This is a genomic window from [Flexibacter] sp. ATCC 35103, assembly GCF_001975985.1.
Lineage (GTDB): Bacteria > Bacteroidota > Bacteroidia > Flavobacteriales > Flavobacteriaceae > Flavobacterium.
Genome location: NZ_MTQF01000005.1, coordinates 169516 through 185202, shown reverse-complemented (window position 1 = coordinate 185202; position 15687 = coordinate 169516). Strand labels below are relative to the sequence as shown.

At 34.1% G+C, this 15687-nt stretch carries 8 protein-coding genes; all 8 read right to left on the bottom strand.

All coding sequences use genetic code 11. The annotated features are described in order from the left end of the window. Positions 1–124 precede the first annotated feature (124 nt). Positions 125–2350 carry a glycoside hydrolase family 3 N-terminal domain-containing protein gene (locus tag BXU01_RS11885; RefSeq protein WP_083693410.1) on the bottom strand — a complete coding sequence of 742 codons (2226 nt, stop codon included), beginning with the start codon at positions 2348–2350 and terminating at the stop codon, positions 125–127. A gap of 6 nt (positions 2351–2356) precedes the next feature. Continuing rightward, positions 2357–3196, bottom strand: a complete 840-nt coding sequence (locus BXU01_RS11880; protein ID WP_083693409.1) for an endonuclease/exonuclease/phosphatase family protein — start codon at positions 3194–3196, stop codon at positions 2357–2359. Between the two features lie 177 nt (positions 3197–3373). Beyond that, positions 3374–5131, bottom strand: a complete 1758-nt coding sequence (locus BXU01_RS11875; protein ID WP_083693408.1) for a cellulase family glycosylhydrolase — start codon at positions 5129–5131, stop codon at positions 3374–3376. Positions 5132–5222: 91 nt separating this feature from the next. Further along, positions 5223–7490: a glycoside hydrolase family 3 N-terminal domain-containing protein gene (locus BXU01_RS11870; protein ID WP_083693407.1), complete on the bottom strand. Its 2268-nt coding sequence runs from the start codon at positions 7488–7490 to the stop codon at positions 5223–5225. A 36-nt stretch (positions 7491–7526) separates the two neighbouring features. After that, entirely contained in the window at positions 7527–8987 is a 1461-nt protein-coding gene (locus tag BXU01_RS11865; RefSeq protein ID WP_083693406.1) for a glycoside hydrolase family 30 beta sandwich domain-containing protein, read from the bottom strand. 69 nt (positions 8988–9056) lie between these two features. Further along, positions 9057–10517: a glycoside hydrolase family 30 beta sandwich domain-containing protein gene (locus tag BXU01_RS11860; RefSeq protein WP_083693681.1), complete on the bottom strand. Its 1461-nt coding sequence runs from the start codon at positions 10515–10517 to the stop codon at positions 9057–9059. Between the two features lie 204 nt (positions 10518–10721). After that, entirely contained in the window at positions 10722–12281 is a 1560-nt protein-coding gene (locus BXU01_RS11855; protein WP_083693405.1) for a RagB/SusD family nutrient uptake outer membrane protein, read from the bottom strand. A gap of 18 nt (positions 12282–12299) precedes the next feature. After that, positions 12300–15422, bottom strand: a complete 3123-nt coding sequence (locus BXU01_RS11850; protein WP_083693404.1) for a TonB-dependent receptor — start codon at positions 15420–15422, stop codon at positions 12300–12302. Between the last annotated feature and the right edge of the window lie 265 nt (positions 15423–15687).

The following is a 15687-nucleotide window of genomic DNA, read 5'->3' as shown; positions in this document are numbered from 1 at the left end:
CATTTTGAAGCCTTTTTTATTATTGTCTGATTTATTCTAACACATAAATTCTAACTTGATTTCTAAATTAAATTTATGTGTTTAGATATTTTTACGCAGATTTTATTTTTTTAAATATTTAACATTAAAGCAATTCAAAATTAGATTTTAATTTGATATCAGCTGATGAAGCTCCAATCATTAGTTCAAAATCTCCCGGTTCTGCAACAAACTCTAATTTATTATTGTAGAATGAAAGTTTCTCTTTGTCGATTGTAAACTCTATTGTTTTAGATTCTCCTGGATTTAATTTTACTTTCTGGAAATCTCTTAATTCTAAAACTGGTCTTACAACAGATCCAAATTTATCTTTTAAATATAATTGTACTACTTCTTCTCCGGCTGCTTTCCCAACATTTGATAATTGAAAAGAAACCTTAATTGTTTCATTATTCTTCATTTTCACCGAAGATAATTTTAAATCTGAATAATTGAATTTAGTATAACTCAAACCATATCCAAACGGAAATTTAGGGGAGTTTTTTAAATCAATATAAGCTGAAACATAATTGGTTTCACTTTCGGTTTTTGCCGGTCTTCCTGTACTGTAATGATTGTAATAAATAGGTATCTGACCTACTTCTCTGGGAAAAGTCATTGGCAATTTTCCAGACGGATTATAATCTCCAAATAAAACATTGGCGATTGCATTTCCTGCTTCTGTACCCAACCACCACGTATATACAATTGCAGGAACATTATCTGCAGTCCAGTTAAAAATTAATGGTCTTCCTGCATTTACCAAAACTACAACCGGTTTTCCTGTAGCCTGAATTGCTTTTACCAAATCTTCCTGAACGCCAGGTAAATGAAGATCGCTTCGGCTTTTTGCTTCTCCGCTCATGTCACGTCTTTCTCCAATACTCAAAATAACAACATCTGCTTGTTTGGCAGTTGCAACAGCTTCAGCAAAACCGTCTTTATTGTCTCCGTCAACTTCACAACCTTTGGCATAAAGCAATTTAGTATTTTTACCTACTTTATTTTGCAAACCATCCCACTGCGAAACGATCCATTTATTATAATCAACTTCAGGCAATTCGACAGACCAAAACCCCATGTTTTCTTTGTACTCTTTTACCATTGGTCCAATAAAAGCGATTGTTTTCAGATTTTTAGAAAGTGGTAAAGTCTCCTTTTCATTCTTTAATAATACAATACTTTTTTGTGCTACATCAAGAGCAGCTTTTCTGTTTTCAGGATCATTTAAGGCTTTGTCTGCTCTTTTTTGATCTGAATATCGGTATGGATCATCAAATAATCCCAGTTCATATTTCTTGCGAAGAATTCTTTTTACGGCATCATCAATTAAATCTACAGATACTTTGCCTTCTTTAACCAATTCTGCTAAATTATATCTGTAAGCATTACTTTCCATATCCATATCGCTTCCTGCAGTAATCGCAGAAAGTGCTGCAGCTTTTAGGTCTTTTGAATATCCATGTGCTACCATTTCACCAATCGAACCCCAATCTGAAACTACAAAACCCTGAAAGTTCCATTTTCCTTTTAAGATATCGCGTTGCAAATGTGCATTTCCTGTAGCAGGAATTCCGTTTAAGTCATTGAATGAATTCATAAAAGTTGCCGCTCCGGCATCCAGCGCTGCTTTGAAAGGTGGCAGATACGTTTCCCACAACATTCTTTCGCTCATATCTACAGAGTTATAATCTCTTCCTCCAACTGCTGCCCCATAAGCTGCAAAGTGTTTTACGCAAGCCATAACCGAGTTTAAATCACCCAGTTTATTTCCCTGAAAACCTTTTACTCTTGCATAAGCAATTTTAGATCCCAGATAAGTATCTTCTCCTGCGCCTTCCATAACACGACCCCAACGAGGATCACGACCTATATCTACCATTGGAGCAAATGTCCAGTGAATACCGCTTGCAGAAGCTTCTGTAGCAGCAACTCTTGCAGCTAGCTCAATTGCAGCTAAATCCCAACTTGCAGCCTCGGCCAACGGAATTGGAAAAGTCGTTTTGTAACCATGAATTACATCCTGACCAAATAACAACGGAATTTTAAGTCGGGATTGCATGGCCAGTTCCTGATATTGTCTGGTGTATTTTGTACCAATAATATTAAGCATTGATCCTACAATTCCGGCTTTAATTTCGGCTTGTTTGTTTGGATTAATCGTGATTGGTCCTGTCGCGGAATTATCTCCTGTGTACTGATTTAGCTGACCAATTTTCTCTTCGATGGTCATTTTTTTCAACAGAGCATTTACTTTCTGATCTATTGTTTCTTGTTGGGCGACGGCAAAAAAGGAGACCATCAACAAGGTAAATGTGGTTAATTTTTTCATTCTGTTTTAATTAATTTCTATATAAACCGGTAAGTGATCTGATGGATATTTTAAATCTTTAGAATCACTTAAAACTGCGTGTTTCTGAACTGAGAGTCCGCTATTTTTTGAAATAAAAATATAATCCAAAAGCAACGTAACAGGTTCATTATGTTTAAAATCATTGAAAGTTCCGGTTGGTCCAAAAGGCTTTTCTTTCGAAACCTCTTTGGTATCATCCATTACTTTTTTTATTGATGCAATTTGTTTTGTATCTGGTTCTGAATTAAAATCTCCCATTAAAAAAGCAGGGGATTTTTTTGTGTTTATCTCCTTCATTTTCGAAAGAACCAATTCTACTCCTTTTACTCTCGCCACTTCGCCCATATGATCGAGATGAAGATTAAAAACCCAGAACACTTTTTTAGTTTTCAAATCTTTAAAAAGTCCATATGTACAAATCCTGTTACAAGCTGCATCCCAGCCTCTTGAAACTTTATCTGGTGTTTCTGACAACCAAAACGTGTTTGATTCCTGTACCTGAAAACGATCTTTTTTATAGTAAATCGTGCATGCTTCTCCTTTTCCTTCTTCTTCTCTGCCTATCCCAAATCTATTATAACCTGGCAAAGCCAATGCTATATCTGTAACCTGATTAGGAGTTGCTTCCTGAACACCAAAAATATCCGGACTGTAAAATTGAATTTGCGAAGCAAAATAATCTTTTCGGTTCGGCCAGGCATTTTCTCCATCAGAGGCAACATCCAAACGGATATTGTAGCTCATAATTTTTAAATTCTGAGCATAAAACGGTGTAATTACAAAAAACAGAATTGCTACTACAAAAATTGAATTTATCTTTTTCATGTTAAAAAAATTTAATTCCGTAAAGCTACCATTTCACTGGCCTCAAAGAAAAAAAATAACTTTAAAACAATGTTAATTGTATATTTTTCGATAATTAATATTAAATACAACACAATCACTTACTAAAGTTTTTTCTCTCAAAAAAAACACATCTTCTTAACTCTCAGAAATCTTACCTTATTTTTTTGAACTTGCTTTTTTGCTTTCTGAAAAATCTAAATAATTTAAATTGAATCCTCCTTTTTCAAAAACTAATTTGATTTTATTTACACCTGTATGTAATTCTACATCAGATAAAATCATAGCTTTCCATTTATCATTTCCTCCGGTTACGGGAAGTGTAATTGTTTCAGATTTGTTTCCGTTTTCTGTTTCCAGATACAGTTTTCCTTCTAAATTTTCACTTGAATAACGAATTGCCACTTTGTATCTGTTTTGTTTTACAACTTGGGCAGTAAACTGCAACCATTCTCCATCTTCTATAAAGGAAACCTGATAACCGTTTGAACCTGAATCTTTACATGGTAAAATATCAACACCATCATTTCGCATCGTGTTTCCTTTATTCCATTCGTCAAATTTTCCGGTTTCTACTCTGTAATTTATAAAGTCCTTATCCAGATAAGCAAAACCATTTGTACCTAAATCATATTCGGTCGCAAGAATTTTTCCCGGAATTATATGTTTTTTATACGGTTTGGTATCATTCGTCTGCACTTGTCTGAACATCGCATCAATTACATCGGGCTTAACGGTTACGTTTTCCATTTTATAATTGTCGGCTATTTTCATTAAAGCTTTTTTTGCAAAATCAGCTGTTGGTTTTTGACCGCCATCTTTCCAATATTGCAATAAAACATCGTACTCAGGAATTTTTGTTACAGATGTTACTCCGGCAATATTTTCGATTTTTTTCATTGGCCAGAAAGCCCACCCAATATTGTTACTTTCTACTAATGTCAGTGCATCTTTAAACCAAACATTGGAGTTTTCTCCACTTTCGCCTAACCAGATTGGCACATTATATTGTGTTCTGTAATCCAGCATTTTCTGAATCGATTCTTTGGTATTATAGTTCCAGTATTTATGAAAACTCAACGCCATATTTTCATCCCATAAAGGAAAAATTCCGTTGTAATTATTTCCCCAACAGTTTCCTTCAATAAAAATTAAATGGTTGGTATCGACTTCGCGAATGGCTTTTGTAACCTGAACCATTAATTCTCTCAAAGGTCCGTTTGAATTTTCGTCACAGCCATTTTTATTCGTTCCGGTAAAATTCCAGTTTGGTTCATTGATAATATCATATGCTCCAATCCACGGATTATCTCTATAACGAGAGGCGAGTTTTTTCCATAATGCAATCATTTTTTTCTGATTGGCTTCACTTTCCCAAAGCGATGGTTTTGTGGTATCATAGTCAGAAATTGCAGCATCATTTCCTTGCCCGCCCGGAGCAGCATGTAAGTCCAGAATAAGATACATTTTATTTTCGGCACACCATTTCAGTAAATTATCGGTCATGGTAAAACCTTCTTCTATCCAGGTAATTTCACCATTTTTTTCTTCCTGAATTGATGGCGTATAAAGGTTATAATGCATCGGTAAACGAATGGAATTAAAGCCCCATTTAGCTAATGAATCTACATCACGTTTTGTAATTCCGTTTGCTTTATATGCGGCATAAAATTCTTTTGTTCCTTGTTCTCCAACAACTTCCTGAATTTTTTGTTTAATCACATATTGCGGACTTGCAAAAGGTTGTGTTTGCAACATATATCCTTCCTGAACCATCCAGCCGCCAACGCCTAATCCTCTTAATATTACGTTTTTTCCGTTGCCGTCAACAATATTTTGTCCCTCTCTGTGTAGAAATCCTTGTGCAGAAGCGGCTATTGAAAGCAACAATTGGAATATAATTACTAATTTTTTCATGCTGTTTTTTCTAAACTAATCAACTTTACTAAACTAAAAATACCTGCAAGGTTTTGTTCCGAGGCTTCGGGATTGCAGGAATGAGTACTGTTTATCTTAATTGAAAATCTTTCTTTTGATTTGCTATCTGAATTGTGAATGTTCCTTTTTCAGAAATCCATTTTAGATCTTCGTTTACAAATTGAAGGTCTTTTTGGTTTAAAGTAAATTTTACTGTTTTGGTTTCTCCCGGATTCAGGCTTATTTTTTCGAATCTTTTCAATGCTTTAAATTCAGGTGTAATACTGGCTACATTATCTGATAAATACAATAAAACAGCTTCTTTTCCTGCTTTTGATCCTGAGTTTTTAACTTCTACGGAAACATTTACTTCGTCTGTATTATTGATTTCAGATTTGTCAATTTTTAGATTTGAATAAGCAAAAGTGGTATACGATAATCCTGTCCCGAATTCGAATTGAGGAGAATAACTTTTCTCGTATTTGGCATCATTATTTTGTTCATTTTCAGAAATACTTTCGGTATATTTTCTATTGTATTTCTCTAATGAGTTAGGATATTTTGGGTAATTGTAAGGTAATCTTCCACTTGGGTTTACATCTCCGTACAAAATATCTACTAATGCTCTTCCGCCTTCATTTCCTGGCAAATAGCATTGTACAACAGCGCTCATTTTATCTTCGAAATCACTGATTAATCTTGGTCTTCCTTCGTTTAAAACTAAAACAATTGGTTTATTTAATTTTGATAAGGCTAAAGCTAATTTTATTTGAGACGGACTCATATATAGATTGCTGATATCGCCCGGAGTTTCGGTATAATTTTTCTCTCCTAAACACAAAACAATTTTTGATGCTGTTTTAGCTAATTCTACGGCTTTCTGAATTTCAGCATCATCTTCTTTTTCAAGATCAGCGCCTGGTGTATAAAGCACATTTTCTTTTCCTAATTTATTTTGAAAAGCTTCCAGTATTGTGAATTTATCAGCTGCATATGTATCTGAATTTTCACCTTGCCAGTTATAGGACCAGCCTCCGTTTAGGTATTTCATGCTATTAGCGGTTGCACCTGTAACTAATATTTTTTCGTTTTTACTTAATGGTAAAACTGAAGCATTATTTTTTAACAAAGTAATAGATTCTGCGGCTGTATTATAAGCTTCCTGAATGTGTTCTGCTGAACCAAATTTTGGATAATCTTTTAAATCTGCTACTGTATTTTGGAACAAATTCAACTCAAATTTCATTCTCAAAATTCTTGTTACCGCATCATCAATTCTGTACATTGGTACTTCACCATTTTGAACTAAATCTATTAAATCAGTATAAAAAGAAAATTCTTCGGGAACCATACTCATGTCAATTCCGGCCATAACTGCAATACGAACAGCATCACGTTTAGATTCAGCGACTTTGTGTCTTGTGTATAAGTAAATAATATCTTTCCAGTCTGTTACTACAACTCCTTTAAAACCCAATTCTTTTTTAAGAATGTCAGTAATCAAATGTTTGCTTGCGTGTACGGGAGTTCCGTTTATTTCACCAGAACTTACCATTACACTTTTTGCACCTGCATTTATTGCAGCCTGATAGATTGTTAAATCATATTGTCTTAAAAGTCTTTCCGGGATAATACTTGGAGTTCTGTCTTTTCCGGTAGTTGTGCTTCCGTAACCTATGTAATGTTTCATACATGAGGCAACGCTATATTTTGAACCTACATTATTATTTCCTTCAAAACCATTTACTAATGCAACGGCCATTTTTGAGGATAAATAAGCATCTTCTCCAAATGATTCCCACATTCTTGACCATGCCGGATTTCTTGGAAAATCTAAATCAGGAGAAAAAACCCATGGAATTGAGGATGCTCTGGTTTCATAGGCAGAAATTTCGGCTCCGCGTTTTACCAAGTCAGTATTAAATGTTGCTGCTAAACCTATTTGCTGTGGAAACAAAGTTGCTCCAGCTGTATAACTTGCACCATGAATGGCATCTATCCCGTATAAAACCGGAATTTTAAGTCTTGATTTATTCGCTTCGTTCGAAATTGCTGTTAAAGTTTCCTGCCATCTTTTAAGTGTTGGCGCTCCGGGATTTGGTACATTCAAAATAGAACCTATGTGATAATCCTGAATTCCTTGTTTTAGCTTTGCAGCATCAAAATAACCTGGTTTTGCGGGATCTTCAAATATAGTTACGGTAATCTGAGTCATCTGACCCACTTTTTCTTCAAGTGTCATTTTAGATAACAGTTCAGAAACTTTAGCATCAATATCTGATTTTTTATTTTTTATTTCCTGACTTGATGCTGCTCCACAAATTAGGAAAGCCAGCATTAGCAACTTGGTCTTTTTCATTTTAATTTTTTAAATTAATATTTCATAATTAATACTCTAATATTCCAGCGTCTGCATGGCATGAGCAGGTATAGTAATGGTTGTTTTTAGCTTGTTGTTTGTTATGGTATAAATCACTTCCTTATCAGATGAGTTCATGATAATTGTGGCGATTTTTCCATCGGTGTTTTTAAACGAAGTACTTAACAAGCTTTTATCGCTAAGAGTTGCCTCGATTCGTTTGGCATTTGGTCTGATAAATTTTGACAAATGACCTATGTAGAAATACATTGGTGTGTAGATCAATTCATCTTTTGTAGTATCTGCGTGAATAGGTGCAAAACAAAAATTACCCACATGATTTGGTCCTCCATTTTGATCTAAGAGAATATTCCAATCTGTCCATGCAACGGTTCCGTTGTTAAAATCATTGATCATGTTAAGTCCGTAACGTTCTGCATTTCCCCAAAACTGAAATTTTGAAGCATCAAATTTTTCGATACAACCTTCAGTAAAAATTAAATTTTTGTTTGGGAAAGCTTTGTGAACTTCGGCTACAGATTCGAATTTTGGTGTTCCTCCATTCCAGGTTTCGTACCAATGAAACCCAATTCCCCATGCGTATTTTGAAACTTCAGGATCTGAGAAAACAAGGTTGGCCCTTTTTACCAGCATGTCTCCACGGTTATGATCCCAAATAATTATTTTTTTAGAACCAAGTCCTTCTTTTTCTAAAGTTGGCCCAAGAAAGTTTTTTAGGAAATCTCTTTCGGCTTCAGGTGTATAAATGCAGGATTCCCAACTTTGGCTTGCCATTGGCTCATTCTGAATGGTTAATCCCCAAACCGGAATTCCTTCTTTTTCATATGCTTTTATAAATTTTGCATAATAGTTTGCCCATGATTGAGCAAATTCCGGCAATAAAACGCCGCCGTGCAAAATATCATTATTGTCTTTCATAAAAGCTGGGGGACTCCATGGGCTAACAAATAATGTTAATTTCCCGCCGGCTGTTTCTATTGCTTTTTTGATTAATGGAATTCTGTATTTTCTGTCGTGATCGATAGTAAAGGTTTTTAAATCTTTATCTCCTTCTTGAATGTAGGTATAACTTTCGCTGCTAAAATCGCAACTATGAATATTGGTTCTCGCTAAAGAATATCCGATGCCTTTATTTTTATCGTAGTAAGCGGTTAGAAATTCTTGTCGTTTTTTTGGTGATAATTTTGCGAAAACTTCTGCACTTGCATCTGTAATTGCACCACCAATTCCCAGAAAGGTCTGAAATATTTTTCCTGAATCTACAGTTATAGAAACAGTTGAATTTGTTTGTGGTGAAGCCGAGATTAAATCATTTGATAATGACAACCTTAAATTGGTGTTTTCAGCAGTTGTGTAAACATTAATTTTTGAATTCGATCTTGATTTAGCAATACCAGATTGCGCTACAACCTTTGATAAACAACTTAATTGCAGGATTAATATTGGAATTATTAAAATTTTATGGGTAGATTTCATTGTATTTTTTAAATGCTATTAAAAAAATAAGGGCTAAATAAATAGCCCTTAACTACTAAAAAAAATAAATTAATACACTAAGGTTTGTATTGCGTGCGCTGGTATTTTTACCACTGTTTTTTGAGTAGCAATTATTAAATTATACGTGATTTCATTATCAGTATGATTCATAACTACTGTTGATATTTTTCCGTCTGTGTTTAAAAATGATGTGCTTTGTAAATAACTTCTGCTTACTGCGGTACTCACACGTACTGCATTTGGACGAATAAATTTTGAGAAATGTCCAATATAATAATACGACGGAGTGTATATTAATTCTCCTGTTGTAGTATCAGCATGAATTGGTGCAAAACAAAAATTACCTACGTGATTTGGTCCTCCAAACTGGTCCAAAAGAATATTCCAATCTGTCCATCCAACGGTTCCGTTATTAAAATCGTTGATCATTGATGTTCCATATCTTTCGGCATTTGCCCAAAATTGATATTTAGCTGCATCAAATCTTTCGACGCAACCTTCAGTAAACATTAGTTTTTTGTCCGGATAGGCTTCGTGAACCCGAGCAACATTATCAAACATTGGCTGTGCGCCTGTCCAGGTTTCATACCAGTGAAATCCTATTCCCCAAACATATTTTGAAGCTTCAGGGTCTGAGAAAATTACATTTGCTCTTTGCACCATTAAATCACGATTGTGATCCCAGGCAATAATTTTTATTCTTTCAAGACCTTCTTTTTTAAGAGTTGGCCCAAGATAATTTTTTAGAAAATCTCTTTCGTCTTCGGCAGTATACAAACAAGATTCCCAGGTTTGCGTTGCCATTGGTTCATTCTGAACAGAAGTTCCCCAAATTGGTATTCCTTCTTTTTCGTAAGCTTTTATAAATTTGGCATAAAAATTTGCCCACGGCTGATAAAATTCAGGAAGTAATGTTCCGCCTTTAAGTACATTTTTATTGCTTTTCATAAAAGCATTTGGCGACCATGGAGTTGCATAAGTAACTAATTTTCCTCCGGCAGTTTTTATAGCTTGTTTTATTAACGGAATACGATATTTTCTGTCATGTTCTATAGAAAATGTCTTTAGATCTTTATCACCTTCTTCGATATAAGAATAACTCGCACTACTAAAATCCGAGCTTTGAATCGTGGTTCTTAGTAATGTGTAGCCTATTCCTTTTTGGGTATCGTAATAAGCATTTAAAAATTCTGTTTGTTTTTCTTTTGAAAGTTTTGCGAAAATTTCGGCACTTGCATCTGTAACGGCACCACCAATTCCCATAAAAGTCTGGAATTTTTTTGATGGCTCAACAAAAACTGAAATCTCAGTTTCTACCGGTTGTTTAGATGCTGTAAAAGATAAATTATCTGTAGGGGTTAACCTTAATTTTGTATTATCAGCAGTGGTATACACTGTGATTTTTTTGTTGTTTGTAGTAAATGCCTGTTTCTGTTTTTGATTTTTTTGCTGTGAAAAAACAGCTAAAGAAAAACATAAACAAGTAATGATAAAGCCGTTTTTTTTCATTGTATGTGTTTTAATAATTAAAACTCTTTTGCAAATCCATTCAAAATGATTTAAAAAATAGCCCATAATCACAGTGAACATGGGCTATTTTGGCAACCAAACTTAACTTAACTTAAACTTACTTTCGTATGCATTTATTTAGAAAGACTGAGGTTTTCATCTCAGCCTTTCTATGTATAAATGCTATCTTTTTATTCTTATAGATTAATTATATCCTTGGTTTTGAACCATTTTAGTGTTATTGAATTCACTGTAAGGAATTGGGAAAGCTTCATTTTTTCCGGCAGCAAATCCTTTAAAAGCCAATTTAGAAGCAGCCTGACCTGTTCTTACTAAATCAAACCAACGGTGTCCTTCTCCGGCAAGTTCTAATCTTCTTTCTGCATAAATTGCATCTAAAGAAACTGGTACCGGTGCTAAACCAACTCTATTTCTTACTGCATCTAAAAGTGCCTGAGCTCTTGATCCTGTTCCTCCTAAAGCTTCAGCTTCTAACAAATAGGTATCCGCTAAACGAATAATATAAGTATTGATACCAAAATTCAAGAAAGGATTCGATGCTTTAATATCTGCATTTACAGCTGCATATTTAATAAAATGGTATCCTGTCTCCTGATAGCTGTCAGTATACGTTATAAGCCTGGTTGGATCTGGTTTGTCAAGTGGAATACTAGTATTACCTCTTAAAACTCCTGTATTGATTATAGTAGAAGCGAAACGAGGATCACCTTGCATTGCAGTAGCCAATTGTGTACTAACAACACAAAAACCCCATCCGTTAATATAATCTGGTAACAGTGCTGAAATTCCAACATCTGTTCTATGATAATCTCTAATACCCATTAACTGAGCAGCAACGTTTCCTTCATCATCACCTCTTTCAAAATTACCCCAATCAGCATTTGATTTATCTGTGTAGGCAATTTCAAAAATAGATTCTGTATTAAATTTGTTTGCATGATTCCACAAATCTGAAAATTTAGGCATCAATTTATAACCATAGCTGCTTGTTCCTCCAGGAGTATCACCATTTACTTTTGCTAATTGTGTAGCAGCTTCTGCTTTTTTATTGTCGTATAAATATACTTTTCCTAAAAGTGCTGTTGCAGCTCCTTTACTAAACCTTCCTAATTCCTGAGCAGCTAATGTCATTGGCAAATCAACAATAGCTTCGTTCAAATCTTTTTCGATTTGAGCATATACTACTTCCGGCTTAGACTGTTCAACTAATGGAATTTCTTCTTTAAGAACTATAGGAGTTAAGATTAAAGGAATGTTTTTAAACATTCTAACAAGATCAAAATAGTAATAAGCGCGTAAGGCTTTTACCTCGGCAGTAAATCTTGCTTTTTTAGCAGCATCCATAGGAATCGCAGGAAGTTTTGCCAGCATGATATTACATCTTGCAACACCTTTATAGTAATCTGCCCAAATATTAGGCGGAATATTTGCTGAACTAACAGAATAGTTTGATGCAACCTGAAGTCCTGGCTGGTCATCCGGACCACCACCTCCTGCATAGAAATCATCAGATGCAGAGTTTAAGAATAATAATGGTGCATTTTCCATTGCTCCTGCAAACTTTCCTAATTTATCGTAAGCTGCAACAAGACCTGAATAAGCTTCTGTTTCGTTTCTATAAAAATTTTCTTCATATACTACTCCATCACCTTTCACCTCTAATTTTTCATCGGTATCGCACGACCCAAGTGTAAGCAACACTCCAAAGGCGATAAATGACTGTTTAAAACTTATAAGTTTCATAATATTTTATTTTTTTAATTAAAATTGCAAATTAACTCCTAACATGTACGATTTTGCCTGAGGATAATAACCTCTGTCAACACCTTGTACGTTGTTCATCCCTGCTGTTGTAGGGCCTCCAATTTCAGGATCATAACCAGTATATTTAGTTATTGTCCATAAATTTTCTCCTGTTACGTACAATCTTACTTTTTGCAATGAAATGCTCTCTATCCATTCTTTTGGAAATGAATATCCAAGTTGAATTGTTTTAAATCTAAAGAAATCTCCTTTTTCTAAGTTAAAATCAGATGGGTTTGTAAAATTTTTATTGGTATCATTTGTAGTAACTCTAGGATAACTGTTTGTTGATCCCGGTCCTGTCCAACGACCTAAAACTTCTGTTTGATAGTTTGCGTTTGTAATATCAAGTCTTCTTAAACCTTGATAAATCATGTTTCCGCCAGCACCCTGACCAAAAACTAACATGTCAAATCCTTTGTAATCTAAGTTTAAAGTAAATCCATAAGTAAATTTAGGTAATGAAGTTCCTAAGAAAGTTCTGTCATTAGATCCAATTGTACCATCGCCATCTAAGTCTTGCCAACGGAAATCTCCCGGTTTAGCATTTGGCTGAATCACTTTTCCTGCAGCATTTTTATAATTATCAACATCTGCCTGAGTTTGGAAAATACCGTTTGTTTTAAATCCGTAGAATGAATTGTAAGCTTGTCCTACTTGTGTTCTGTTAATTTCATAAGAGCTTGACTGAACAGTTTCATCACCTACTAAAAAGTTAGTTCCTTTATCAAGATAAGTGATTTCATTTTTGATGTATGAGAAGTTTCCGTTTACTGAAAGATTTAATGCTCCAATTTTTTTACGGTATCCTAATTCAATATCAATACCTCTATTTTCCATATCTGCTAAGTTAGCATATGTTTTTCCTGTTGCTCCAACATATCCAGGAACTGGAACTGGCATTAAGATACCTTCTGTTTTCTTGTTGAAAAAATCTACACTTAAATTAAAATCATGGAACAACATAGTTTCAAAACCAATGTTCGTTTGTTTTGTTTCTTCCCATTTCAAATCAGGGTTTGCAATTGCATTCGTACTTTGTCCGTTAGCAATGTTTCCACCAATAGTGTAGTTTCTTTGAATTCCAACTGTTGAAATATATAAGAAATCAGGAGAAGAGTCATTACCAGTTACACCGTAACCTCCTCTAATTTTTAAGTTATTTACAACATCATTTTCTTTCCAGAAACCTTCTTTAGATGGTACCCATCCTAAAGATACAGAAGGAAAAGTTCCGTATTTGTGATTTGGTCCAAAACGAGTAGAACCGTCACGACGAATAATACCTGTAAAAATATATTTCTCTTTATAATCATAGTTTAATCTTCCAAACAATGACTCAACTCTGTGTTCTAAAGCTTGTGCATTATAAGCATTTGCTATTTTATCTGCGATTGGAATATCAACATTGAAAGATGCATCTGCATGTGTTGTTGCAGGAACACCTCTGTAAGTAATATCGTTACCAGATGTAATATTATCTACATAAGTTCCTTTACCTATTAAAACACTAAAGTTATGATCTCCAAATTTTTTAGCATAGTTTAAAGTATTCTCCCAATTCCAGCTATATGATTTTTTGTATGATCTAAACAATTCGTTTACATCTTTTTTTGTAGCTCCGTTTAAGTAATAAACCGGAGTAAAATTATCTGAACCGTAATAAGCCAATTTAGCACCTGCTGTAGATCTAAATTTTAAACCTGGCAAAATTTCTGCTTCAACAAAGATATTTCCAACAAAATTTTCAGAGAAATCATTATTTCCTAATCTTGTTTGTGTATATGCTAATGGATTAGAAGTTTCCTGAGTAACGTTAGTAGAAATACCATAATAGTTTCCGTTTGCATCTCTAAGCGCATTTGCATTTACATATGGGCTACCTGCAACTGCAGCTTCCGGACCAACAAGTACTGGTGTTAATGGATCTAGGTTGATTGCAGATGATAATGGACCACCAAACTCATCATTTGTATTACCAATACCAATTGTTTTTTCATTAGAATATCCTAAAGTCTGACCAATTTTAATATACTTACCAAGTTTATGGTTTGAGTTTAAACGGATATTTTTTCTTGTATAATTAGAAATATCAGTTGTAATGATACCTTCCTGATCTGTTAAACCAAACGACATGTAAAAAGTAGATGTATCATTACCACCACTAAAACTTAATTCATGAGAATAACGCTGTGCATGATTGTTAAAAATTGCATCTTGCCAGTTAGTTCCTTTTGCTGTTGTTGGTGTAAAAGGTGCAGCTTTACCTCCATTAACATACGCTTCATTTAAAATAGTTGTATACTGAGAAGCATCTAATAAATCGATTTTTTTTGCAGCCTGAGATGTTCCGGCATAACCTGTATAGTTTACAGAAATTTTACCTGCTTTACCTTTTTTAGTAGTTACAAGAATAACCCCGGCAGCAGCACGAGAACCGTAGATTGCTCCTGAAGCACCATCTTTAAGCACCTCGATAGATTCAATATCAGATTGATTTAAGTAACCAATACCGCCATTATCTACAATTACACCATCAACAACCCATAAAGGATCGTTATTGTTTAATGTAGTAAAACCACGGATACGTATTGTAGACGCTGATCCTGGCTGACCTGCGTTAGCAGCAATAGAAACTCCGGAAACTCTACCTTGAAGAGCTTGTTCAACTCTTGTTATTGGTAAACTTTCTAAATCTTTTGCCTTAACACTAGAAATTGATCCTGTTACTACACTTTTCTTTTGTGTACCGTACCCTACTACTACAACCTCATTTAAGTTTTGAGATTCTGGTCTTAATTTGATATCCAGTTTTGTTCTTCCATTTACTGCTTCCTGTACAGTTACGTAACCTACAAAAGTAACAGTTAATGTTCCATTTGAAGGAACGCTAATTTGGAACTTTCCATCAAAGTCAGAAGCTGTTGCTTTATTTGTTCCTTTCACTGAGATAGTTGCCCCTGGGACGGGTAATCCACTTTCATCATTAATAGTTCCACTTACCGTAACATCCTGTGCCATTGCGATAACTGAGAACAATAGAGATGAAATACAAAACATAAGTAATTTTGTTAATTTCATTTTTCTAAAAATTTTGGTTAATTAATTAGTAATTTGATGCAATAATAAAGTTAAATTTTTACTATCAACAATAAAATTTCATTACAAAAACACATCAAAGCTTATTTTAATACGCTACAAAAACACATCAAAATATTTTTAAATTATTGATTTTAAATACTTTAAATGAAATAATATATTGTTATAAAAATGTTAAGTAAAAAAATAAACACTACATTTATAAAATAATAACATTTTCGTGATATATTCAAAATAATTGCATGAA